Below are 21,954 nucleotides of genomic sequence, written 5' to 3' on the forward strand. Positions count from 1 at the left end.
CGGCCGGCGCGGAGCGGGACGCACCGCGAGTCCCGGCGTCCTTCATTCTCGCCGCGCCGCCGGACGCCCGCACACGGAAGCCGACGGCCCACGAGCCCGCGCCGCACAGCGGTCGGCACCCGACCCGGGGCACGACGGAACACCGGTCGGAACCGAACGCAGGTCGGGCCGGACCTCGGCCGCGCCTCAGCCGTTCCACGCCGGATGACGCGGGTCGTCGGCCCTGACCAGGACGTCCGCCGTCTCCACCGGGTCGGTCTCGTGCTCGTAGCGCTCGAAAGCGGGGAGGGTCCAGTGCTCGCCCTCGGGGGTGCGGCGGCGCAGGGCGCCCCGGGAGAGGAGGACGTGGACGCTCAGATCGAAGGGGAACCAGTGCCGAAGGAGGAAGGGCCCGTGCAGCAACAGGACCCCGCCGGGCGGGAGTTGGACGCAAGGGCTACGAGTCGCGCGGTCGGTGGCCGGATCCCACAGGTCGGGCAGGACGCGACCGCCGCCGTCGGGTTCGAGCGGGCCGAACACCTCGCGCCACAGGGCGCCCGTGTCGTACCAGCCGCTGTAGTAGGCCTCGACGTCCTGGTGGCCGTACTCCAGCCGTACGGAAGCGGGGCGCAGGAAGCCCTCGGTGCCGACGACGAGCGAGGAGCGGCCGCGCACACGCAGCGCCTCCGAGACACGGTGGGCGAGGTCTCCGGGACGGGCGGCCGGGGCGCCGTCGAAGGCGATGCGCGGCCAGGGACTGCCGTCTTCGGGCTTCAGGTCGAGCAGCCGCTCGGCGAGCAGGTCGCCGAGCCGTTCCCAGGTGATCGCTTCGAGTCGCACACGGCCCATGATGCGTCAGCCCCGGACAGGAGGCGTCCTGCCGGCCGGCGCCTCGGCGGAGCAGCGACCGGATCGCCTGGGTCCGTCCTGAAGTGCGCAGTTCGGGCTGCCGTCACGGGGAATGCATCAGGTATGGTCCCCCGCGCCTCGCTCCCGCCCCGCACCGGACTGCTCGTCTTCCAGCCGCTCAAGCGGCGGTACTGCGCCGAGTGCCGACGGGGGCCACTGCCGCTGCTGGTCCTGGAGGACGGTGCCCCGCGCTGCCTGGACTGCGTCGACCTCGCGCATCTGGTGTTCCTGCCGAGCGGCGACACCGCGCTGACGCGCAGAGCGCGGGAGGAGAGCGCGCTGTCAGCGGTGGTCGTGCGGTTCAACCGGCGCAAGAGCCGGTACGAGCGGCAGGGTGTTCTGGTCGAGGGGGCGGCGCTGGCGCGGGCCGAGCTGCGGTGCCTCGCGGACGCCGAGGCGAGACGACGACGCCGGGTGCGGGACGCGCGGCGACGGGCGGCCCAGGACGTCCTGTTCGCCCAGGCGTTCGCGACGGAGATACTCCGCGTCTTTCCCGGGTGCCCGACCGATCGGGCACGGGCCATCGCCCTGCACGCCTCGGAGCGGGGCAGCGGACGGGTGGGCCGCAGCCCGGCGGGGCGTGCGCTCACCGAGGGCGCGGTGACCTCGGCGGTCGTGGCGTCCGTGCGGCACCTCGACACGCCGTACGACCGGCTGCTGATGAGCGGCGTGCCGCGACACGAGGCGCGACGGCGGATCGCGGCGGCGGTGGCGACGGTGCTGGAGGGATGGGCCGGGACGGGACTCGGTTCGACGGGGTGAGGTGAAGCTCCCGGCACGCGGAGCCGCCGCGCGGCCGCCCCTGTCATTGCGCCGGCCGGGGGGCGAGGGCCGTGAGTCGGGCAGGGCCGTCCGGTGGACTGTGGACGTGTGCTCATGGCCCCGAGCCGCCCGGCCATGGTCACTGTGCTCGTACGGGATTTCACTTGCGGTGAGGAAGGGTGCCGGGCAGGATCCGGCTCGACGGGCGGGAGAGGGACATGATCGACGGACCGTACTTCGTGCTGACGGTGCTGGGGGTGCTCGGGACCGGCCTGGTGGCCGGGGTGTTCTGCGGCTTCTCGACCTTCGTGATGCGGGGCCTCGGCATGCTGCCGCCCGCCCAGGGGGTCGCCGCGATGAACGCGATCAACGTGGCCGCGGTGACTCCGCCGTTCATGATCGTGTTCCTGGGGTCGGCCGTGCTGTGCGCGGTGATCGCCATGGTGACGTTCGTGCTGTGGCCGGACGAGGGAACGGTGGAACTGCTGGTGGGCAGCGCCCTGTACCTGTTCGGGTCGTTCGGGCTGACCATGGTCGCGAACGTGCCGCGCAACGACGCGCTGGCCGGGCTGGAGCCGGACACACCGGAGGCGGCGGCGTACTGGCCGGTGTATCTGCGGGAGTGGACGCGGTGGAACCACGTCCGCACCGCCGCCTCGGCCGGGGCCGCGGTGGCCTACGTGCTGGCGCTCACCTGACGCCGACGGCCCACCGGAATCCGGCGCCACGCGGCGACAGGCACCGGCCGGGAGGCGGACGTATCGTGGCGAAAAGAGTCCCGCACGACGCGAACGCACGAACGCACAACGAACGCACGACGCACGACGCACGACGCACGACGCACGACGCACGACGCACGACGCACGAGGAGAGTGCGGCCCGACGACGTACGGCCCGGCACACGCGCACGCAAGGAAGACGGCCATGGCCGATCCCAAGGGTTTCATGACCACGCCCCGCAAGGACTGGCCGCGCAGGCCGGTCGAGGAACGGGCGCGCGACTGGGACGAGGTCTATGTCCCCGGGGCGCTGCTGCCGATCATCAGCGAGCAGGCCGACCGTTGCATGGACTGCGGTATCCCCTTCTGCCACGAGGCGTGTCCGCTGGGCAATCTGATCCCCGAGTGGAACGACCTGGTCTCCCGGGAGGACTGGCGGGCGGCCTCCGACCGGCTGCACGCGACGAACAACTTCCCGGAGTTCACCGGCCGGTTGTGCCCGGCTCCGTGTGAGGCGGGGTGTGTGCTGGCGATCAACCAGCCGGCCGTCACGATCAAGAACGTCGAGTGTGCCATCGCGGACCGGGCCCAGGAGGAGGGGTTCACCCCGCCGAGGCCGCCGGAGCGGCTGTCCGGCAAGGCGGTCGCGGTGATCGGCTCGGGCCCGACCGGGCTGGCCGCGGCCCAGCAGCTGACGCGGGCCGGGCACACGGTCGCCGTGTACGAGCGGGACGACCGGCTCGGCGGACTGATGCGGTACGGCATCCCGGAGTTCAAGATGGAGAAGCACCATCTGGAGCGGCGGCTGGAGCAAATGCGGGCCGAGGGGACGAAGTTCCGGACGTCGACGGCGGTCGGGCGGGACATCGGGGCCGAGGAGTTGCGCACCCGCTACGACGCCGTCGTGCTCGCCACCGGGGCGACCGCCTGGCGTGAACTCCAGGTGCCCGGGCGGGAGCTGACCGGGATCCACCAGGCGATGGAGTACCTGCCGCTGTCCAACCGGGTGCGCGAGGGTGATCTGCAGACGTCTCCGCTGTCGGCCGCGGGGAAGCACGTGGTCATCGTCGGTGGTGGCGACACCGGGGCGGACTGTCTGGGCACGGCGGTCCGGGAGGGCGCGGCGTCCGTGACCCAGCTGGACATCTACGCGCTGCCGGACGCGGAGCGCGACGAGGACACCGAGCCCTGGCCGACGTACCCGATGCGGGTCTACCGGCTGTCCGCCGCTCATGAAGAGGCCCGTGACCTGCGGACCGCTCCCGTCGCGAACGCGGACGCGCGGCTGTTCGCGGCGTCCACGCTGCGCTTCGACGGGGACGCGCGGGGGCATGTGCGGTCGCTGCACCTGGTCGAGGTGGACGCGCGGCGCCGCGCGGTGGACGGCACGGGGCGGACGCTCCCCGCCGATCTCGTGCTCCTCGCCCTCGGCTTCTCCGGACCCGACCGGGGGGACGGGCTCGTCGACCAGCTGGGGCTGGAGATGGAGCCCCGCGGGACGATCGCGCGGGACTCCGGGTTCGCCACGAACGTGCCCGGGGTGTTCGCCGCGGGCGACGCGGCGCGGGGCCAGTCGCTCATCGTGTGGGCGATCGCCGAGGGACGGGCGGTGGCGGCCGCCGTCGACCGCCATCTGACGGGCAGTTCGAGGCTGCCGGCGCCGATCGGGCCGTACGACCGGCCCATGGCGGTGTAGTCCGCCGGACGATCAGCGCCCACCCGGCGCGGGATCACCGTTCGTCCGTCCCCGCGACCTTCCCCGTCGACAGCGCCACCCGGTTCCACGTGTTGATCGTGCAGATCAGGGCGATGACTTGGGCCAGTTCCCGTTCGTCGAACCGCGCGGCCGCCTCCGCGTAGACGTCGTCCGGGACGCCGGCGTCGGCGACGAGCGTCAGCGCGTCCGTGAGGGCGAGGGCCGCCTGTTCCTGCTCGGAGAAGAAGTGACGGGCCTCGCGCCACACGGCGACCATGTGGAGCCGGTCCTCGCTCTCTCCGGCCTTGCGGGCGTCGCCGGTGTGCATGTGGAGGCAGTACGCGCAGTGGTTGAGGTGCGAGGAGCGGATCTGGATCAGCTCCACCAGGGCCGGGTCGAGGCCCGCGCGAGCGGCGGCGTCGAAGGCGATGAGGGCCCGGAAGGCCTTCGGGGCGGACGCGCCGAAGTTCAGCCGGTTCGCCGTCCCGTGGGTGCTCTTCGTGCTCGTGTTCGTCGTCATGTCCTTCAACCTACGAGCCGGAAAGACCCGCTGTAGAGTTCATTTCCATGGGGGATTCATGGGTCAATTCGGCACAGCGGATCGGGTCCGACCTGCATCTGGAACTCACCGGGCCGGGCGGCCGCCGGGCGGCGCTGATCCGGGCTCTGCGTGAGGCCGTGCGCGGCGGGCGGCTCGCTCCGGGCACGCGGCTTCCGCCGTACCGCTCGCTCGCGGCGGACCTCGGGGTAGCCCGCAACACGGTGGCGGACGCGTACGCGGAACTCGTCGCGGAGGGCTGGCTCACCGCACGGCAGGGCTCCGGCACCCGGGTCGCCGAGCGCGCCGAGCCGCTGCGTCCCGCCGCTCGCGTGCCCAGGAAAGCACCCACCCGGGCGCGTGGTCCCCGGCACGACCTGACGCAAGGCACGCCGGACGCCTCGGCCTTCCCACGCACCGCCTGGCTGGCCTCCTACCGGCGGGCCCTGCAGCAGGCGCCCAACGACGTGTTCGGGCCGGGCGACCCCGCAGGGCGGCCGGAACTGCGGGAGGCGCTCACCGAGTACCTGGCACGCGCCCGGGGCGTACGCACCGCGCCGGGGCGGATCGTGGTCTGCTCCGGTTTCGCGCACGCCCTGCGGCTGCTGTTCGGCGGCGGCGTCCTGCGCGGGCCCTTGGCGGTGGAGGCCTACGGGCTCGGGTTCCACCGGGACATCCTGCACGCGGCCGGGGTGCGGACCGTGCCGCTCCCCCTCGACGAGAACGGCGCACAGGTCGACCGGCTGGCCCGCGAGCGGGCCGTCCTGCTCACGCCGGCGCACCAGTTCCCGACCGGCGGCCCGCTGCACCCCGAGCGCCGGGCCGCCGTGATCGACTGGGCACGCGCGCGTGACGGACTGGTCCTGGAGGACGACTACGACGGGGAGTTCCGCTACGACCGCAAGCCGGTCGGCGCGGTCCAGGGGCTCGACCCCGAGCACGTGATCCACATCGGCTCGGTGAGCAAGAGCCTGTCGCCGGCGGTGCGGCTGGGCTGGATGGTGCTCCCGGAGCGGTACGTCGGCGCCGTGCTGGATGCCAAGGGCGAGCGCGAGGCGTGGGCGAGCGTCCTCGACCAGTTGAGCCTGGCCGACTTCATCGCCTCGGGGGCGTACGACCGGCACGTGCGGCGGATGCGGCAGCGCTACCGCGGCCGCCGGGACCGGCTCGTCGCGGCGCTCGCCGAGCACGCCCCGCACATCGAGGCGACCGGCATCGCGGCCGGGCTGCACGCGGTGCTGCGGCTGCCGCCCGGCACCGAGGCGTCCGCGGTCAAGGCCGCCGCCTGGCAGGGCGTCGCCCTCGACGGTCTCGCGGCGTTCCGGCACCCGGAGACCGGCATGCCGGTGAGCGACGGACTCGTCGTCGGGTACGCGACTCCCTCCGAGCACGCCTACGGGCCGGCCCTGGAGGCGCTGTGCGGAGCGCTGCCTCCTGCGTGACCGGCCCGAAATCGCCGTCCCGCAGGCCTCTCCTAGCTGCGCGCCACGACCACGGCACTCGGTACTCGGCACTCGGTACTCGGCACTCGGCACTCGGCACTCGGCACGCCGCAAACGGAACCCGGCGGGCCCGGGAACACCTAAGCCTTGCGGCCGATCGCCCCGTAGCCCGGAATCACCCCGTCGTCCTGCCCGGGCACGGGCTCGCCCAGCTCGGGGTGCCAGAGGTGGGGCACCTCGACTCCGGGCTCGACGAGGTCGAGGCCGTCGAAGAATCGGGCGAACTCCTCGCGGGAACGCAGGGCCAGGGTGACGCCGGCGGCGCGCAGCTTCTCGGTGGCCGCCTTCGACTCCTCCGGGGTGAAGTCGGCGGTGGCGTGGGTCATCACCAGGTAGCTGCCGGAGGGCAGTTCGGCGAGCAGCCGGCGGACCAGCTCGTGGGCGCCGTCCTCGTCGGAGACGAAGTGCAGCAGCGCGACGAGCGACAGCGCGACGGGCCGGCTGAAGTCCAGGACCTTCCTCGCGCCCTCCAGGATGGCGTCCGGGTCCCGCACGTCGGCCTGGAGGTACTCGGTCGCGCCCTCGTCCGTGCCGCGCAGGAGGGCCGCCGCGTGGGCCAGGACGATGGGGTCGTTGTCGCAGTACACGACCCGGGCGCCGGGCGCCGTCTCCTGGGCGACCTGGTGCAGGTTGGGCTCGGTCGGGATGCCGGTGCCGATGTCCAGGAACTGCCGTACGCCGTGGCCGGCCAGCCAGCGTGTGGCGCGGTGCATGAAGGCGCGGTTGACCCGGGCCATCACCGGCACCCTGGGGTCGAGGGTGAGCATCTGCCGGCCCATCTCCTCGTCGACCGGGTAGTTGTCCTTGCCGCCGAGGTACCAGTCGTACATCCGCGCGGGATGGGGTCTGGTCGTGTCGATCTGGACGGCCGACGTGGGGTCCTGCCCGGTCATGAGGCACTCCGTAAGGCGCAATGGGCGGTCAATTCAGCACCAGCGTAGAAAAGTTGAGGGCAGAATGCGGCACGTACGCATCAGGACAGCAGGAAGTCCGCCTCGCCCGACTTGGCACCCTCGATGAAGGCCGTCATCTCGTCGGTGGTGTAGATCAGCGCCGGCCCGTCCGGGTCGGTGGACTGACGGAGGGCGATCCGGCCGTCGGCGAGTTTCATCGCCTCCAGGCAGTTGCCTCCGTTCCCGCCGCTCCACGGCTTGTGCCAGCCTTCGCTGCCCAAGTCGCGCGCGGGCATGCCGTTGTAGACGTGTTTGCGCGGCTTGATGCGATCCATTCACAGCTCCTTGCGGAGATCCCGGAGGATCTCCTTCGTGCGATGTGCCGTAGCGGCTTGCGCCGCCATGCGGTCCATGACCTCGAGGTGGGTCGCCACCTCGGTGCGCGCGTCGAGATAGACGGCGCCGGTCAGGTACTCGCTGTAGACCATGTCCGGCAGTTCGGGCATGGCGAATCGGAACAGCACGAACGGCCCGTACGTGCCCGGGTGCGGCCCATTGGCGAACGGGGCGATCTGCAGCGTCACGTTGGGCAGGTTCGTGGCGTCGAGCAGCTTGTCGATCTGGGCCCGCATGACCTCCGGGCCGCCGGCCCAGCGCCGCAGCGCGGTCTCGTCCATGACGACCCACAGTCGCGGCGCGTCCTCGCGGGTGAGCAGGTCCTGGCGCTGCATGCGCAGCGCGACATGGCGCTCGATGTCATCCGGCCGGGTCTGGCCGATGGCGCCCGACCGGAGCACCCCGCGCGCGTAGTCCTCGGTCTGCAGCAGCCCGGGGACGAAATGGGGCTCGTAACTGCGGATGACACTGGCCGCGCCTTCGAGGCTCACGTACATCGAGAACCAGCCGGGCAGGATGTCGTGGAAACGCTGCCACCAGCCGGGCCTGTTGGCGTCCTCGGCCAGTTGGACGAAGGCCTCGGCCTCCTCGTCGGAGATTCCGTAGGCCTTGAGGAGCAGTTGCAGGTAGGGGATCTTGAGCGCGACCTCGGCCATTTCCATACGGCGGACCGTGGCGGGGGCGACGCGGAGGATGCGCGCGGCCTCCTCGCGCTTCATCCCGGCGCGTTCCCTCAGGTCCAACAGGCGTCGGCCGAGGACGACCTGACCGACCGTCGGCGCGGACCGCGGTTCACTCACGCTCCACCTCCAGGAAAGAGTTCTGACGAGCCGGTCACCAAAGAACGCTGACAGCCCGGCGGCGCCATTCGAGGACCCTTTCGAAGAACTGATTCGAACAAAGGTTTCGAACGAATCTTCGACGATCTCAACTGGCGCCGCGCGGGGTGCTGTTGCGAGCAGTGTGCCACGGCCTTCCAGACCGCTACACAGCACTCTGCAATTTTCAGAGTGACACTTGCCAAGTGTTCACGGCGCGGCGATAGTGGCAAGCGTGATTCCGTCCGCGCCCTTAGGAACAGACGCCGCCGCAGGCCCTCTCGGGCCTGACGCCGCCACGGAAGAGGTCCCCCTCGGGGCCGCTGCCGAGCGCCGGTTCCGTTTCGAGCTGGCCGCACATCCGGGTTCTCCCGCGCAGGCCAGACGCCTGACCCGAGCCCGGCTGACGGGCTGGTCGGTGTGCGAGGACACGTGCGACAGCGCGGCCCTGGTGGTTTCCGAACTGGTCACCAACGCCATCGTGCACACGGCGAGCACCCACATAGTGTGCGAGCTGCACGACGGTGACGACCTGGTGCGGATAGCCGTGCGCGACGAGGGCTGCGCCCCTGGCCAGCCCCACGCCGCCAGCCGGACACGGCCCGAGGAGGAGCACGGGAGGGGACTGCTCCTCGTCGACGCCCTCTGCCATTCCTGGGGAGCCCATGAGAACGGCCCCGGGCTGCTGGTCTGGGCCGAGCTGCGCCGCGCGGCGGACCTGTCGAACGATCAGGCCGAGCCCTGTGCCGACCTGGGCTGGGGCGCCCGACCGAAGCGTGGCCCGTCCGATGACTCGGACGAGGAAGACGGAACCCGCCGAGCCCGCCACACGCGCGGAGCCCCGGAGGTTCCCCCGCAGCAGCGCCGCCGAGAACGGGGGCACGCATGAGTCCCGGGCCGGGAGGCCGTGTGCTGAACCTGGACACGCTGCTGCGCGTCCGCCGCGGCCTGCGGACACCCGGTCCGGCCCTGCGGCTGCCCGTGCCCGACGGCATGACAGCCCCGCTGGGCTGTGACGCGGTCGCCGTGCCCGCCGCCCTCGGGCCACAGGTCATGCCGCGGCTGCCCCGCGTGGGCTGCGTCTACGCCGACGAGACGCACTGGTGGTGGCTGGTGCCGTCCGACTCCGACCACGCCCTGGAGTGGCCCGCCCCGGCGCGCTACGTCACCGGCGCGGCCGTCCCGGACCTGCCGGGGATCCCCGACCTGATCCACCGCCCGGACGGCACCCTTCCGTACACCCCGCCGATACCCCTGTATCTGGCCCTGTGCCGCGCGACGGGAACGGCACCGTCCTGGTCCCGTCCGGTCAGCGCGTAGACGGACCCCGCCCACACCCGCACGCCCGGCCTCCGCCCCGCCTTCTGTACACCTGGCCCCGCGCCCGGCCGCCGCCCACACGCCTTCTGCACACCCACCCCCACACACGTGTGGCCCCGCACGCCGGGCCGTCACTCACTCCCCTGCGCACACCTGGCTTCGCACGACCGGCCTCCGCACCGGCGGCGCGCGCCTCCCTCGGGGTTCCGGCCGCTCCCCTCGACCCCAGCGCATGCCCCCGTCCTCCCACCACCCCACACCCCCGCGCCGCCCCGCACCTCTCTCGGCCGGGTCGTGCGCCCGCGCGCATCCGGCGCCCCGGGTTACGCCCTGCCCTGGGTGGTGTCCGCCCCGCGATAGTGGCCGTTCGTTCAGGAACGGGCCCGAGCGGGGGAGGTCGGTCGACCGTGGCGAAGAAGCGGACCGCGCCGGAGGTGTCCGAGTCGGAGCGGCTGCTCTTCGGTGGGCCGCTGCGCTACGACATGGGCTGGAACAGTCACGCGGACGCGTTCCTGGAGCTGAACTTCCGCGCCATGATCACCCGGTTGCCGTCCCTGCTCGCGGCCAGCCTCCGGCTCGCCCGGCAGGCCGACCGGGGCGCCGCGCGGATCGTACTGGCCGCGGAGGCGGGCCGGGGCGTGGCGCAGGCGGTGAGCCTGCTGGCGGTGAACAGCGTGCTGGCCCGGCTGATGGGCGGCGGCCCGATCGACGACCGGCTGCGCGGAGCCGTCCCCGCCCTGGTCACGGTGGCCGTCGTGATGTTCCTCGCAGCCCTGCTGCGGGCCGCGAGCACCTACGCCACCGGCCGGCTGGAGCCCAAGGTGGAGCGGGTGGCGACCGAGCAGTACCTGGAGCGGGCCGCGGCCGTGGAGCTGGCCGCGATCGAGGACCACGCCTTCCACAAGCTGCTGGACACCGCGCAGTACGGCGCCGCCTCCGCTCGCCGGATGATCTCCTACGGGACGCGGGTGATCAACGCGATGATCTCGCTGGTCGCGGCGGCGGGCGTGCTGACCGTGCTGCACCCCGCCCTGCTGCCGCTGCTGGTCACGATGACCCTCCCGAGCGCCTGGAGCGCGCTGACCGTCGCCCGGCGCCGCTACGAGTCCTTCCACGCCTGGGTGCAGCACGCCCGCGCGGGCCGGCTGCTCGGCAGCCTGCTGATCGAGCCCGAGGCGGCCCCCGAGATCCGGGTGCACGGGGTGGGCTCCTTCCTGCTGCGGCACTTCCGCGCGATGTCGGAGACGGCCGAGGCCGAGCAGGCCCGCCTGGCGAGGCTCGCCGCCCGCACCGGCCTGATCGCGGCGGCGTGGACGGGCCTGGCGACCGTGGCGACGTACGCGACACTGGGCGGGCTGCTGCTGGCGGGCGCGATGGCCCTGTCGGTGGCGGGTACGGCCGTGATCGCGATCCGGACCGGCTCGCAGAGCCTGGACACCCTGGTGGTGGAGGTCAACGCGCTGCACGAGGAGGCGCTCTTCGTCGGCGATCTGCACCGGCTGTACACCGAGGCGGACCAGTGGGCGATTCCGGCCGGCGGCACACAACTGCCGGAGGATCCGCGCGAGATCCGCTTCGAGAACGTCACCTTTCGCTACCCGGGCGAGTCGGCCCGCCCCGCCCTGGACGACGTGACCCTCACCCTGCCGCTGGGCCGGATCGTGGCCCTCGTCGGGGAGAACGGCTCCGGCAAGACCACCCTGGTCAAGCTGCTCGCCGGGCTCTACACGCCGGAGCGGGGGCGGATCCTGTGGGACGGCGTGGACGCGGCGACCGCGGACCGGCACCTGCTGGCCGAACGGATCGCGATGGTGGCGCAGGACTTCAAGCGGTGGCCGTTCACGGCCCGGGTGAACGTCGCCCTCGGACGTACGTCGGTGCCCGTGAGCGAGGACCGGCTGGCCGCGTCGATCGCCGAGGCCGGGGCGGAGCCGGTGGTCGCGGACCTGCCGCGCGGCCTGGACACGCTGCTCGCCCGCAACTTCAGCGGCGGGCACGAACTGTCGGGCGGCCAGTGGCAGCGGCTCGGTATCGCCCGGGCGGCCTATCGCAGGGGCCGCATCCTGATCGTGGACGAGCCGACGGCGGCCCTGGACGCCCGGGCCGAGCTGGAGGTCTTCGAGCGGATCCGCGCCCTGGCCGACAGCGGCCAGACGGTCGTACTGATCACGCACCGGCTGGCGTCCGTACGGCACGCGGATCTGGTGCACGTCCTGGACCAGGGCCGGCTCGTGGAGTCGGGGACGCCGGACGAACTGCTGGCGACCGGCGGGCTCTACGCCGAGCTGTACGCGCTCCAGGCGGAGCAGTTCGCCTCGTCACCCGCGCCGGTCAGGAAGGTGCCGGCCCCGAAGGCGGGCTGACGGCACATGTCAGGCCGTGACGTCGGCCGCGTCCCCGCTGCGCACGATCACCAGGAACATGTCCGTGGCGAGGTCCATGACGACCTCGGCGGGCAGGCCCTCGCTGCGCCGCGCCTGCGCGAATTCCTCCGCAGGCCAGGAGCCACGCGGCCCACCGGCGGGAAAGCGCTCGAGCACCGTTCGCCCGTTCACCCTGCACCTCCATCTAGCGCTGTACTCGTAGAGTTAAACGCCAACCATGGGGTGAACGGCTCGCGAAGTGACGGTTCTGAGACGTACTTGACACGCGTTCACCGCCAAGTGTGACCAACCTCTCAGCCTCTTGGCGCATGTGTTCACTTTCCGTATCAGTCGTCGCACGTGTCGTGATACCGAAGGTGCTCACGTCCCCCAGGCGCATCACAGCCGACGCGCGCCTCTCGGGTGCTCCGTGTGCCGTCGGGTGTCGTAGCGCTGGACGCGAGATGCGGCCTTGCTCGGGCGATCGCGGTGTCCTCCGCGATCCGATCCGCTCATGATCGTCGTGCGCCAGGACGGTGCATGCGCTGATGATGAGCTCGGCGGGACCGTTCGAGGCGGAAGGCGTCACCACGCCGACGTACGACGACGTCGTAGGGCGCTATGAGCCGAACCGCACATCCCGTCACGGCTCTGTCGTGGGGCGGGCCGGGCGCGCACCCTGGCCTCACCACCCCGACTGTCGGCTTCTGAAAGGAGCCCGGCATGCTCCTCGGCACCTGGAACCTGGAGAATCTCTACCGGCCCGGCGGCCCGTACGGCCCGCAGGACGAGGCCGGGTACGCGGCGAAACTCGCGGCGCTCGCCGCCGTGATCACGGAGCTCGATCCGGCCCTGCTCGGTGTGCAGGAGGTCGGGGACCCGGAGGCTCTGAAGGATCTGGCCGGGATGCTCGACGACGACTGGCATGTCGCCGTGTCCGAGCACGCGGACATCCGGGGCATACGCGTCGGGTTCCTGAGCCGTACGGCCATGACGGTGGTCGCCGACACGCGGGCGCTCCCGGCGGAACTGCGTCCCGTGCAGGCCGACGACTCGGGACTGACGGCGGGGGAGGCGGGGCGGGGCGTCCTGGCGGTCGAGACCGAGGGCGGGGACGGGCCGCTGCGGGTGGCCGTATGCCATCTGAAGTCCAAGCTGCTGTCCTACCCGAACGGCCGTTTCCAGCCCCGCGACGAGGGCGAACGTGCCCGTTACGGCGCCTACGCCCTGTACCGGCGGACCGCCGAGGCGACAGCCCTGCGCGCCCTCGCCGACCAACTGCTCGCCGGGGACGGGCAGGGGCGGGACGTGGCGGTCCTGGGCGACCTGAACGACGAGGTGCAGGCGGCGACCACACAGATCCTGCTCGGCCCGCCCGGCTCGGAGCTCGGCACGGCGGGCCACGACCGGCCCGACCGGGGCGATGCGACGCGGCTGTGGGACGTGGCCCCGCTCATCCCGCCCGGGCAGCGCTGGTCCCGGGTGAACTCCGGGCGGCGCGAGCTGATCGACCACGTCCTGCTGAGCCACCGACTGGTGCGCCGGGCGACGGCGGCGGGCACGGGTCTGCCGGGCGAGGGCCCGCCCGGTCTGCCGTCGGTCGGCCCGGACCCGGCCGAGCGGCGGGGCGAGCCGGGATCGGACCACGCTCCGGTGTGGGTGCGGGTCGGCGGCTGAGCACGGTGACCGTACCGGGTGTACTAGCCGGCCAGGGGTGTCCGGGGCGGCCGGAGGCCCACCCGCTCCGCTCGTCCGGCGAGTTCGGCGAGGACGGTCGCGAGGCGCTCCTGGTGGCGGGGCCCGATCCGGCCCGTGTCGTCGAGGTGCACCGCGCAGGCGGTCGTGGTGTCGACGAGGCGTTCGAGGAGGTCGGCCACCTCGTCCGCGCCTTCCGTGTGCCGGGCCAGGGCGGGCAGTTCGTGGGCGGCTCGGGAGATGGCCGACCGGGCCTCGGCCAGGGTGCGGTACGCCTCGCGGCGCAGGGTCCAGCGGGTGGCGCGGTGGTCGGAGGGCGTGCCGGAGTTCCCGATGCGCGGGGCGTCGGCCTCGTCGAGCACGTGCGTGAGGTAGGCGTTCGCGGCCTCGTTCGCGGCCGCGAGCCGGGCGCGCACTCCCCCGCCGCGCTGACCCGGCATCGGCAGGTGCCCGACGATCAGCACGATCGCGCAGGCCAGCAGCGTCTCGCCGATCCGGCCGGCGGAGGCCTGGGGCTCGCCGCCGACCATGACGAGCGCGAGGACCAGGACGGTGACGACGGCGGTCTGGGCGGCGAAGTGACGGGTGGCCACGGGTATCAGCGCTCCGCTGAGGGCGACGAGCGCGATGAGCCCTGCGGGGTGGGGCAGGACGGCGGCGAGCCCGGCGAACAGCAGCGCCCCGAGGACGGTCCCGGCGGCCCGGTTCAGTACGCGTGAGGCCAGCGGCCCGAGGTCGGGCTTGACCAGGAAGACGGTCGTGGCGGGCAGCCAGTACCAGTGCTCGTGCTGCCCGTACCACTGGCCTCGGTGCAGCGCCTGGGCGACGGCGGAGCCGGCGCCGAAGCAGAGGGCGACGCGCAGCCCGTACTCGCGCCCGGCGCTGCCGAAGACGGCGCCCAGCCGGTCCCGGGCGCTGCGGGACCGGGTGTGCAGGTCGCCGCCCCGCCCCTGGTCGAACGCCTCGGCGGCCTGCAGGAGGGCGTCGTCGAGGGCACGCAGGGCGGGCGCCGAACGGGAGGGTGCGGGCAGCGGCCCGGTGTGGGTGTTGCCGCGTACGGCGGCGGCGAGCCGCCGGGGGCCTTCGGAGGCCCGCTCGGCGACGGGCTCCTCGGCCCAGGCGAGGGCGGTGGCGGCCTCCGCGAGGGGCAGGGCCGCGGCGTACTGCGCGTGCAGCCGCCGCTCGGCGGACGAGGACGCGTACCTCCGCAGCCGGGGCCCGGCGAGGGCGTCCTGGGCATGGTCGAGGGCGGCGGTGAGCGCGGCGCGGCGACGGAGGGCGTCCGGCCCGCCGACGGCGTCGAGCAGATCGGCGACGGCAGCGTAGACAGCCGCCACGGCCTGCCGCTCCCCGTCGAAACGGAAGTCACCCGCGAGGGAACCGGGCGTGGGCAGGACGAGCCGCAGCACGAGCAGCCATCCCGCGCCGGCGAGGAAGGCCAGTGCCCGCTCCCACCCCGGCTCCGGCAGGGGCATCCCGGCGCCGATCGCGGCGCCGACCAGCACCTGCGTTCCGGCGGCGGACGCGACGGGCCCGACGGCACTCATCCCTCCGGCGACGAGCCCGACGACGGTGAGCACCACGGTGAGGACGGCCGCCCCGGTCTCCTGCCCGGTGTACGTCCCGATCACGAGGCCCGTCGCACCGCCGAGTGCGGGCACTCCGATCCGCTTGACCGACAGGCGCCGGCTCCCGGGCCGGTCGTTGATCCCGGCGAGCATGGCGGCGACGGCGGCGACGACTCCGAGGGAGGTGAGACCCGTCTGCACGGCCACGAGCAGGACGGGCCCGGCGGACAGGGCCCCCCGCGTGACCGCGTTCCAGGGCACCGGTCCCCGCTGGGCACGCAGGGCGTGCGCGAGCCAGGGCGGAAGCTTCGGGGCGATGCGGCGGGACACGGAGCTCCTGTCGTCTCGGCGAGGGCAGGGGTGAGCCTTCGGGCGACGGCGGCCGGGCGGGGTGTGGCTGCCCACGGTAGGCGGGCTTTCCGGAGGGCAGGTTTCCGGAACGTGTCGGACGGCCCGGAACCGGTGTTCTTTATGTACGCAATCAGGAGGTGCGCGATCTGGAGCTGCGCGATCCGGAGGTACGCGATCCGGAGACGAGCCGCGGCAACCTTTTCCGGCCCGGCGGCCACTGACGAGTCGTGAGCGCGCGTTCTCCCGAACCACGCAAGGACCCGAAGGACTCATCCGTGGCATCACCGTCCCACCGCCGTCCCGCCCGCAAGCGGCGCACAGCCCTCGTCCTCGCCGTCGCCGCGGCAGCCGTGGGTCTCCTCGTCTCGCTCGTGATCGCCCTGCGCCCCGGCGGAGAGGCGGACACGGTGCGCACCGCGGCCCAGGACACCACCGGCGCCCGGCCGGCCGCCTCGCCGACGCCCCACGAGGCCACACCCGCGCCGAAGGCCTCCAAGACCCCCAGGACCGCCAGGACCTCCCGGGCCCCGAAGCCCGCCGCGACCGCCCCTTCGGCGCGGCCCCCGGCCACCGCCACCCGGACCCCCGCACCGCGTCCGGTGTCCGGCACGGCACCCCTGGCGGGGAGGATCAAGCCCGGCACCACCTACAACGGCGTCGCCACCCACTACGACGCCAAGGACGGCGACGGGGCCTGCCTTTACGGCCCGAGCCCCGACCTCATGGTCGCGGCGATGAACCACACCGACTACGAGACGTCCCAGGCGTGCGGGGCGTACATCCTGGTCCGCGCGGCGAACGGAGCCTCCGTCACCGTCCGGATCACCAACGAGTGCCCCCTGCCCTGCGCTCCCGGGCAGATCGACCTCAGCAAGGAGGCGTTCGCGAAGCTGGCCGGACTCTCCGCGGGCCGGATACCGATCACCTGGAGCCTGCAGAGCCCCGCCACGTCCCCGACCCTGTCGATCCGCTACAAGACCGGCTCCAGCATCCACTGGTGCGGCATCCAGGCACTGGGCCACCGCAATCCGCTGGCCCGGCTGGAGGTCAGGACCGGCAGCGGCTGGACCCGGCTGACCCGAACCGGGTACAACTACTTCCTCTCCCCGAGCGGCACCGGCTGCGGCGGTCCGCTCAGGCTCACCGACATCTACGGCGAACAGCTCACCGTCGACGGCATCGCGATCCGCCCCGACACGGTCCAGCCGACCCGCGTCCAGTTCACCCGGCGGTGACGGCCTGCACGGCCCGGGCGAGGAGGGTCTCCGTGTCGGTGACGGCCCGGGTGAGTGCGGCCGGATCGTCCGTCAGGTCGCCGATCACCGCGTCCACCTGGCGCAACCCCGCCCGCGTGAGCAGGCCCTTGTCGTTGGTGACCCACTCCCCGCGCGCGGCGAGCACCGCGTGCGCGGTCTGGGTGGCGGCGAGGGCGATCGCGCCCGCGACCTGAGTGAGCGCGCCCTTCGGGGCGTGACCGCCCTTGGCGTAGGCGAGGGTGGCCGCGGCCGTGCCGTGCCAGTACGCGGGGGCGCTCGCACGCAGGGCCGGCGGATAGGTGCCCGGGCGGGGCAGTTCGCCACGCAGCACCCGGTTGACCGCGAGTTCGGCGACGAGCAGGTAGGTCGGGATGCCCGCCAGATGGAACATGAGGGGCTCGACACGGAAGCGGCCGGCATCCGCTTCCGCCGCCTCGTGCGCGACCACGTCCAGATCGCGGTAGTGGACGTCCACGGAACGGCCCTCGATCGTCAGCCATGCGCCCGAGTTGAAGACGCCGCCGCCCCAGGCACCGAGCTCGAAGACCTCCCCCGCCCAGCCGACCGCGCGGAGATCGGCCGGGTCGAAGGCGCCGCGGTAGTAGACCGCCAGGTCCCAGTCGCTGTCGGGCCGTTCGGTGCCCTGGGCCCGGGAGCCGCCGAGGGTGACGGCCTCCACGCCGGGCAGGGCGGCCAGGCGGTCGGCGGTGGACTCGAGGAAGTCGTGGTCCGGAAGGAGGGGCACGGCAACTCCTGGGCGAGCGGGACGTGTTCGGGTGGGGCCTGGGGGACGGGTCCTGGGCGGACAGAACCCGGACAGGCGGGACTCGGACAGCCGCAGCCGGGACGTGGCAGGCGGGACCTCGGCAGCGTAGAGGGCCGCACGGTCGCCCGGTACCGAAATACGGGTGCGCGCACGCGCCGACGCCCGCATGATCAGTGGTCGTCGTGCCGCCGCCCGCAGATCGGAGCCCTCACGTGATCCGCCGCGTCACCGTCCCGAGCCTCTTCCCGCCGCCCACCTACTCCCACGTGTCCGTCGTGGAGGCCGGCACACGGCTGGCGTTCCTCGCCGGGGCCGTACCGCTGGGCCCGGACGGCACGCTCGTGGGGCCCGGCGATCCCGTACGGCAGGCGGAACAGGTCATCGACAACCTGCGCGAGCAACTGGCCGCCGTCGGCAGCGACCTGGGGCACGTCGTGGCGACCGACGTGTACGTGGTGAGTGGCGAGCCCGCTGTGCTGTCCGCCGTCTGGAGTGTGGTCGAGGCATCCGGCCTCAGTGCGGGTCCGCACTCGTCTACGCTGATCGGCGTGGCGTGTCTCGGGTACACCGGGCAGTTGGTGGAGATCACGGCGACAGCCATCGTTCCCGAGCAGGTGAGGACAGGCATGAGCTACTGACCCGCGGGCCTCCCCCACACCCTCCGTTTCGGCAGCGGCCCGGCGTAGCTCCCCACCCGGCTCGTCGTCAGGCCCATCGCCACCAGCGCCTCCGCCAGTCTGACCGCCGCGGCGACCCCGTCGACGACCGGCAGGCCCAGCTTCTGACCGACGACCCGCTGCAGCCCCGTCATGCCGGCGCATCCCAGGACGAGCACCTCCGCCCCGGCCGCGCAGGCCCGTTCGGCCGCTGCCAGGAACGCCGTCTCGGTCCGCTCCTCGTCCCCGAGGTCGAGCACGTTCAGGCCCGTGCCGACGATCGCCGCGCAGTTGCGCGCCACTCCGGCCGTCTCCAGGCTGTCCTCGATCTGGCCGCGCGACCGCTCCAGCGTGGTGACGACGCCGTAGCGGCGACCGAGCAGACAGGCCAGGTGGGCGGCGGCCTCGGTGATGTCGACGACTGGTACGTCGACCAGTTCCCGCACTCCTTCCCTCCCGTGCTCCCCGAATCCGGCCATGACCACGGCGTCGTACCGCGGTCCGCCGTAGGTCCGCACGGTGTCCAGGACTGCGGCGGCGGACAGGTAGCTGTCGAGCCAGCCCTCCGCGGACTCCGGCCCCCAGGCGGGGGTCAGTCCCGTCACGGTGGTGCCCGGACCTGCGGCGGCCCGGGCACCTCGCACGATCTCCTCGGTCATCTCCTGCGTGGTGTTGCAGTTGGTGACGACGATCCGCACGTCTCTCAGACCTCCGCGGTGGCGCGCTCGGGGCGGCACAGGGCCGCGTACAGCCCGGCGGCGAGCGCCGTGCCGATGAACCAGGAGTACGGGGCGACGTCGCTGAAGGTCTTCACCAGCGCGAGGATCGCCGCCACACCGGCCGCGGGCAGGAACGCCCACAGGGCCTTGGGGTTGAAGCCCTTGCGGTAGTGGTAGCGGGCGCCGGGAGAGGCGTCGAACAGCTCGTCGACGTTCACGCGGCCGCGCTTGACCCAGTAGTAGTCGACCATGATCACGCCGAACAGCGGCCCGAGGAAGGCGCCGAGGCCGCCGAGGAAGTAGTTCACGACGGTGGGGTTGGAGAAGAGGTTCCAGGGGGTGACGAGCAGCGCCGCGACGGTGCTGATCATGCCGCCGACCTTGAAGGTGATCTTCTGCGGCCACACGTTGGCCAGGTCGTACGCCGGTGAGACGAAGTTGGCGACGATGTTGACGCCCATGGTGGCGATGGCGAAGGTCAGCGCGCCCACCACCAGCACCCAGGTGTTGCCGATCTCGGCGACCAGGTAGGCGGGGTCGGTGATCTCCTTGCCGAAGACCTCGAACGCCCCGGCGGTGACGATGACCGACACGATCACGAAGGCCGTGGAGTTGATGGGCAGACCCCAGAAGTTGCCGCGCTTGACGGACTTGTAGTCAGGGGCGAAGCGGGAGAAGTCGCAGAAGTTGAGCATCAGGGTGCCGTACGTGGCGAGGACCAGGCCGATCGCGCCGAACCACTGGCGCCACTGTTCGCCGACGGAGACCGGGTGCGGGGTGGAGGTGAGGGAGATCGTCCAGCCGGCCTTGTAGAGGATCCACACGGCCAGCGCGATCATCACGAGCCAGATCGCGGGGCCGCAGAAGTCCTGGAACTTGCGGACCGACTCCATGCCCCGGCTGATGATCGCCGCCTGGACCAGCCACAGGGCGACGAAGGAGACCCAGCCGAGCGCGTCCAGGCCCAGGAAGGAGTTGTGCGTCCACGACTCCAGGCCGGGCCAGGCCGCCAGCAGCATCACGTTCACGGCGACGGAGGCGAGGTAGGTCTGGATGCCGTACCACATGATGGCGATCACGGCCCTGATCAGCGCCGGGATGTTGGCGCCCCAGATGCCGAAGGCGATGCGGCTGACCACCGGGAAGGGCACGCCGTGGCGCTGGCCGATCTTCCCCATCCAGTTCATGCCGATGTAGATGATCACGAACCCGACGAGCAGGGACGTGAAGATCTGCCACACGTTCATGCCCAGGAAGAGCAGCCCGGCGGCGAAGGTGTAGTTGCCGAGGTTGTGGACGTCGGACATCCACATGGCGAAGAGGTCGAAGACCTTCCAGTTGCGCTTCTCGGCGGGCGCGAGGTCTTCGTTGGTGAGCCGGGGATCGGGGACGAACGCGGGTGTATCGGTGGTTGCGGCACGATCGGCGAGGGACACGGGGCCTCCAGAGCAAGGGGACGACGGAGGGCTGCGCGCTGCGGGGGCTGCACGGCGAGCGTGTTTGGTATACCAAACTGCCGCCATGGTCTCGCCGTCAACAGTTCTGACAGATATCGCTCCCGTTAACGCTCCGTAAAAGACCCCTCGCGTCGGCGAGGATGGGCTGCATGACGAAGATCGAACCCCTGGGAGCGGTGCGCGAACGCGTCACGTCCGAGCTGCGGCAGCAGATCATCGCGGGCAGCCTGCTTCCCGGTGACCGCCTGGTCGAGCGCGAGCTTGCGGAACGCTTCGGCGTCTCGCGCGTGCCGGTCCGCGAGGCGATCCGGGCCCTGGTGGCCGAGGGCTTCGTCCACTTCGAGACGCCCCGCCGCACAGTAGTACGCCGTCTCACCCCGACCGACGTCAAGGAACTGTTCGAACTGCGAGAAGCCCTGGAGGTCTACGCCGCCGGACTCGCCGCGTCCCGCGCGACCCCGCAGGACCTGGCCGCGGTCCAGGAGCTGATCGACCGTGCGGCCGCCGCCACCGAGGCCGGGGACGCCGAGGCGATCACCGACATCAACAGCCGGCTGCACGACCGCATCATGGCGATGGCCGGAAACAGCCTGCTGACCGAGGCCCTGGAACCGGTCGCCGGGCGACTGCGCTGGATGACCCGGCGCAACGAGGAGTGGCCCCAGCTCCTCGTGGAGCACCGCGAGCTGTACGAGGCCATCGCCTCGGGCGACCCGGACCGGGCCCGCGCGCACGCGCTGACGCATGTGCGGACCAACTACCGCTCCACCGTCCGCCACCTGTTCGGCGAGGAAGCCGCTCCTCAGTCGCCCGGGGAGGAGTCCGCTCCCTGACCGCCCCGGGTCGGCAGCTCCGCCGCCCGCCCGGCCGTCCGCAGGACGTCGCGGAGCATGGTGGGGGTGAGCCGGCCGGTGAAGGTGTTGCGCTGGCTGACGTGGAAGCAGCCGAAGAGGTCCAGGCCGTCCAGGTGGAACCGGGCGCCGTGGGAGAAGGCGGGACGTGGCCGGGGCACGGACCAGCCGGCCTCGGCGAACGCGGGCAGTGCGGCCTGCCAGCCGAAGGCGCCCAGTACGACCACGGCCCGCAGCGTCGGGCGCAGCAGCCGCAGTTCCTGCACGAGCCAGGGGCGGCAGGTGTCCCGCTCCTCGGGGGTCGGTTTGTTGGCGGGCGGGGCGCAGTGCACGGGCGAGGTGACGCGCACGCCGTGCAGCTCCAGGCCGTCATGGGCGTGCACGGCGGTCGGCTGGGAAGCGAGGCCCACGTCGTACAGCGCCTCGTAGAGCACGTCACCGGAGCGGTCGCCGGTGAACATCCGGCCGGTGCGGTTGCCGCCGTGCGCGGCCGGGGCGAGTCCGACGATCAGGAGCCGGGCGTCCGCCGGCCCGAAACCGGGCACCGGCCGGCCCCAGTACGTCCAGTCCGCGAAGGCGGCCCGTTTGGTCCGGGCCACCTCCTCGCGCCAGGAGACCAGCCGCGGGCAGGCCCTGCAGTCCGCGATGCGCCGGTCGAGGAGGGGAAGGCCACTGGCGTCCATCACTCCACGGTAGGGGCGGCGGGGACCACGTCCCTCACCGGGTCGGAACGCTCAGGA

22 protein-coding genes are annotated in these 21,954 nt (G+C 72.6%); 11 read left to right on the forward strand and 11 right to left on the reverse strand.

What is annotated here, in order from left to right; genetic code table 11:
• Positions 1–186: 186 nt before the first annotated feature.
• Positions 187–828, reverse strand: a complete 642-nt coding sequence (locus ACFCXS_RS12635; RefSeq protein WP_376643246.1) for a uridine kinase — start codon at positions 826–828, stop codon at positions 187–189.
• Between the two features lie 123 nt (positions 829–951).
• Here ACFCXS_RS12635 and ACFCXS_RS12640 point away from each other — a divergent pair, with 123 nt between their 5' ends.
• The 3 genes from ACFCXS_RS12640 (at position 952) to ACFCXS_RS12650 (ending at position 4,065) form a co-directional block, all read left to right on the forward strand.
• A complete protein-coding gene (locus ACFCXS_RS12640; protein WP_376643247.1) occupies positions 952–1,650 on the forward strand; it encodes a DUF2293 domain-containing protein in 699 nt (232 codons plus the stop codon).
• Positions 1,651–1,868: 218 nt separating this feature from the next.
• The gene (locus ACFCXS_RS12645) at positions 1,869–2,348 is read left to right on the forward strand and encodes a DUF1772 domain-containing protein (protein ID WP_376643248.1); all 480 of its coding nucleotides are present in this window, start codon (positions 1,869–1,871) and stop codon (positions 2,346–2,348) included.
• Between the two features lie 226 nt (positions 2,349–2,574).
• Positions 2,575–4,065: a glutamate synthase subunit beta gene (locus tag ACFCXS_RS12650; RefSeq protein ID WP_376643249.1), complete on the forward strand. Its 1,491-nt coding sequence runs from the start codon at positions 2,575–2,577 to the stop codon at positions 4,063–4,065.
• Positions 4,066–4,099: 34 nt separating this feature from the next.
• Here ACFCXS_RS12650 and ACFCXS_RS12655 read toward each other — a convergent pair whose 3' ends face one another.
• Positions 4,100–4,585 carry a carboxymuconolactone decarboxylase family protein gene (locus tag ACFCXS_RS12655; protein WP_376643250.1) on the reverse strand — a complete coding sequence of 162 codons (486 nt, stop codon included), beginning with the start codon at positions 4,583–4,585 and terminating at the stop codon, positions 4,100–4,102.
• Between the two features lie 47 nt (positions 4,586–4,632).
• Between ACFCXS_RS12655 and ACFCXS_RS12660 the strand changes: the two genes are divergently transcribed.
• Complete coding sequence (locus tag ACFCXS_RS12660; protein ID WP_376643251.1) at positions 4,633–6,045, forward strand: PLP-dependent aminotransferase family protein; 1,413 nt, start codon at positions 4,633–4,635, stop codon at positions 6,043–6,045.
• A 140-nt stretch (positions 6,046–6,185) separates the two neighbouring features.
• On the opposite strand, the gene ACFCXS_RS12665 is transcribed toward ACFCXS_RS12660, so the two are convergent.
• The 3 genes from ACFCXS_RS12665 to ACFCXS_RS12675 form a co-directional block, all read right to left on the reverse strand.
• Positions 6,186–6,998, reverse strand: a complete 813-nt coding sequence (locus ACFCXS_RS12665; protein WP_376643252.1) for an SAM-dependent methyltransferase — start codon at positions 6,996–6,998, stop codon at positions 6,186–6,188.
• 80 nt (positions 6,999–7,078) lie between these two features.
• Positions 7,079–7,333: a DUF397 domain-containing protein gene (locus ACFCXS_RS12670; RefSeq protein WP_033310663.1), complete on the reverse strand. Its 255-nt coding sequence runs from the start codon at positions 7,331–7,333 to the stop codon at positions 7,079–7,081.
• Positions 7,334–8,194, reverse strand: coding sequence for a helix-turn-helix transcriptional regulator (locus ACFCXS_RS12675; protein WP_376643253.1), 861 nt, complete (start codon positions 8,192–8,194; stop codon positions 7,334–7,336).
• 244 nt (positions 8,195–8,438) lie between these two features.
• Between ACFCXS_RS12675 and ACFCXS_RS12680 the strand changes: the two genes are divergently transcribed.
• The 3 genes from ACFCXS_RS12680 to ACFCXS_RS12690 all read left to right on the forward strand — a co-directional run bounded on the left by ACFCXS_RS12680 (position 8,439) and on the right by ACFCXS_RS12690 (position 11,895).
• Positions 8,439–9,101 (forward strand): ATP-binding protein, encoded by a 663-nt coding sequence (locus ACFCXS_RS12680; protein WP_376643254.1) that lies wholly within the window; start codon positions 8,439–8,441, stop codon positions 9,099–9,101.
• Entirely contained in the window at positions 9,098–9,532 is a 435-nt protein-coding gene (locus ACFCXS_RS12685) for a hypothetical protein (RefSeq protein WP_376643255.1), read from the forward strand. Before ACFCXS_RS12680 ends, ACFCXS_RS12685 begins: the two co-directional genes overlap by 4 nt.
• 407 nt (positions 9,533–9,939) lie before the next feature.
• Complete coding sequence (locus tag ACFCXS_RS12690) at positions 9,940–11,895, forward strand: ABC transporter ATP-binding protein (protein WP_376643256.1); 1,956 nt, start codon at positions 9,940–9,942, stop codon at positions 11,893–11,895.
• A gap of 9 nt (positions 11,896–11,904) precedes the next feature.
• On the opposite strand, the gene ACFCXS_RS12695 is transcribed toward ACFCXS_RS12690, so the two are convergent.
• A complete protein-coding gene (locus ACFCXS_RS12695) occupies positions 11,905–12,087 on the reverse strand; it encodes a hypothetical protein (RefSeq protein WP_104779458.1) in 183 nt (60 codons plus the stop codon).
• A 531-nt stretch (positions 12,088–12,618) separates the two neighbouring features.
• On the opposite strand from ACFCXS_RS12695, the gene ACFCXS_RS12700 reads away from it, so the two are divergent.
• Positions 12,619–13,572, forward strand: coding sequence for an endonuclease/exonuclease/phosphatase family protein (locus ACFCXS_RS12700; protein ID WP_376643257.1), 954 nt, complete (start codon positions 12,619–12,621; stop codon positions 13,570–13,572).
• 23 nt (positions 13,573–13,595) lie between these two features.
• Here ACFCXS_RS12700 and ACFCXS_RS12705 read toward each other — a convergent pair whose 3' ends face one another.
• Positions 13,596–15,488: an FUSC family protein gene (locus ACFCXS_RS12705; protein WP_376643258.1), complete on the reverse strand. Its 1,893-nt coding sequence runs from the start codon at positions 15,486–15,488 to the stop codon at positions 13,596–13,598.
• Positions 15,489–15,784: 296 nt separating this feature from the next.
• On the opposite strand from ACFCXS_RS12705, the gene ACFCXS_RS12710 reads away from it, so the two are divergent.
• Positions 15,785–16,744 (forward strand): expansin EXLX1 family cellulose-binding protein, encoded by a 960-nt coding sequence (locus tag ACFCXS_RS12710; protein WP_376643259.1) that lies wholly within the window; start codon positions 15,785–15,787, stop codon positions 16,742–16,744.
• Here the strand turns inward: ACFCXS_RS12710 and ACFCXS_RS12715 are convergent.
• Positions 16,731–17,510 (reverse strand): nucleotidyltransferase family protein, encoded by a 780-nt coding sequence (locus ACFCXS_RS12715; protein ID WP_376643260.1) that lies wholly within the window; start codon positions 17,508–17,510, stop codon positions 16,731–16,733. The two genes, ACFCXS_RS12710 and ACFCXS_RS12715, sit on opposite strands and share 14 nt — an antisense overlap.
• Before the next feature lie 233 nt (positions 17,511–17,743).
• Here ACFCXS_RS12715 and ACFCXS_RS12720 point away from each other — a divergent pair, with 233 nt between their 5' ends.
• Positions 17,744–18,169 (forward strand): RidA family protein, encoded by a 426-nt coding sequence (locus ACFCXS_RS12720; protein WP_376643261.1) that lies wholly within the window; start codon positions 17,744–17,746, stop codon positions 18,167–18,169.
• Here ACFCXS_RS12720 and ACFCXS_RS12725 read toward each other — a convergent pair.
• Positions 18,163–18,885, reverse strand: coding sequence for an aspartate/glutamate racemase family protein (locus tag ACFCXS_RS12725; protein ID WP_376643262.1), 723 nt, complete (start codon positions 18,883–18,885; stop codon positions 18,163–18,165). The two genes, ACFCXS_RS12720 and ACFCXS_RS12725, sit on opposite strands and share 7 nt — an antisense overlap.
• Before the next feature lie 5 nt (positions 18,886–18,890).
• Positions 18,891–20,342, reverse strand: coding sequence for an NCS1 family nucleobase:cation symporter-1 (locus ACFCXS_RS12730; RefSeq protein WP_376643263.1), 1,452 nt, complete (start codon positions 20,340–20,342; stop codon positions 18,891–18,893).
• A 170-nt stretch (positions 20,343–20,512) separates the two neighbouring features.
• On the opposite strand from ACFCXS_RS12730, the gene ACFCXS_RS12735 reads away from it, so the two are divergent.
• Positions 20,513–21,196: a GntR family transcriptional regulator gene (locus ACFCXS_RS12735; protein ID WP_376643264.1), complete on the forward strand. Its 684-nt coding sequence runs from the start codon at positions 20,513–20,515 to the stop codon at positions 21,194–21,196.
• On the opposite strand, the gene ACFCXS_RS12740 is transcribed toward ACFCXS_RS12735, so the two are convergent.
• Positions 21,166–21,897, reverse strand: coding sequence for a uracil-DNA glycosylase (locus ACFCXS_RS12740; protein ID WP_376643265.1), 732 nt, complete (start codon positions 21,895–21,897; stop codon positions 21,166–21,168). The genes ACFCXS_RS12735 and ACFCXS_RS12740 overlap by 31 nt on opposite strands.
• Positions 21,898–21,954 lie beyond the last annotated feature (57 nt).

The sequence above is a fragment of the Streptomyces sp. NPDC056373 genome, assembly GCF_042262425.1.
GTDB lineage: Bacteria > Actinomycetota > Actinomycetes > Streptomycetales > Streptomycetaceae > Streptomyces.

Coding starts and splice junctions, on each gene's coding strand:
- ACFCXS_RS12660 (WP_376643251.1), top strand. CDS start 4,633: ATGGGGGATTCATGGGTCAATTCGGCACAGCGGATCGGGTCCGACCTG.
- ACFCXS_RS12635 (WP_376643246.1), bottom strand. CDS start 828: ATGGGCCGTGTGCGACTCGAAGCGATCACCTGGGAACGGCTCGGCGAC.
- ACFCXS_RS12645 (WP_376643248.1), top strand. CDS start 1,869: ATGATCGACGGACCGTACTTCGTGCTGACGGTGCTGGGGGTGCTCGGG.
- ACFCXS_RS12735 (WP_376643264.1), top strand. CDS start 20,513: ATGACGAAGATCGAACCCCTGGGAGCGGTGCGCGAACGCGTCACGTCC.
- ACFCXS_RS12670 (WP_033310663.1), bottom strand. CDS start 7,333: ATGGATCGCATCAAGCCGCGCAAACACGTCTACAACGGCATGCCCGCG.
- ACFCXS_RS12740 (WP_376643265.1), bottom strand. CDS start 21,897: ATGGACGCCAGTGGCCTTCCCCTCCTCGACCGGCGCATCGCGGACTGC.
- ACFCXS_RS12700 (WP_376643257.1), top strand. CDS start 12,619: ATGCTCCTCGGCACCTGGAACCTGGAGAATCTCTACCGGCCCGGCGGC.
- ACFCXS_RS12650 (WP_376643249.1), top strand. CDS start 2,575: ATGGCCGATCCCAAGGGTTTCATGACCACGCCCCGCAAGGACTGGCCG.
- ACFCXS_RS12640 (WP_376643247.1), top strand. CDS start 952: ATGGTCCCCCGCGCCTCGCTCCCGCCCCGCACCGGACTGCTCGTCTTC.
- ACFCXS_RS12665 (WP_376643252.1), bottom strand. CDS start 6,998: ATGACCGGGCAGGACCCCACGTCGGCCGTCCAGATCGACACGACCAGA.
- ACFCXS_RS12685 (WP_376643255.1), top strand. CDS start 9,098: ATGAGTCCCGGGCCGGGAGGCCGTGTGCTGAACCTGGACACGCTGCTG.
- ACFCXS_RS12655 (WP_376643250.1), bottom strand. CDS start 4,585: ATGACGACGAACACGAGCACGAAGAGCACCCACGGGACGGCGAACCGG.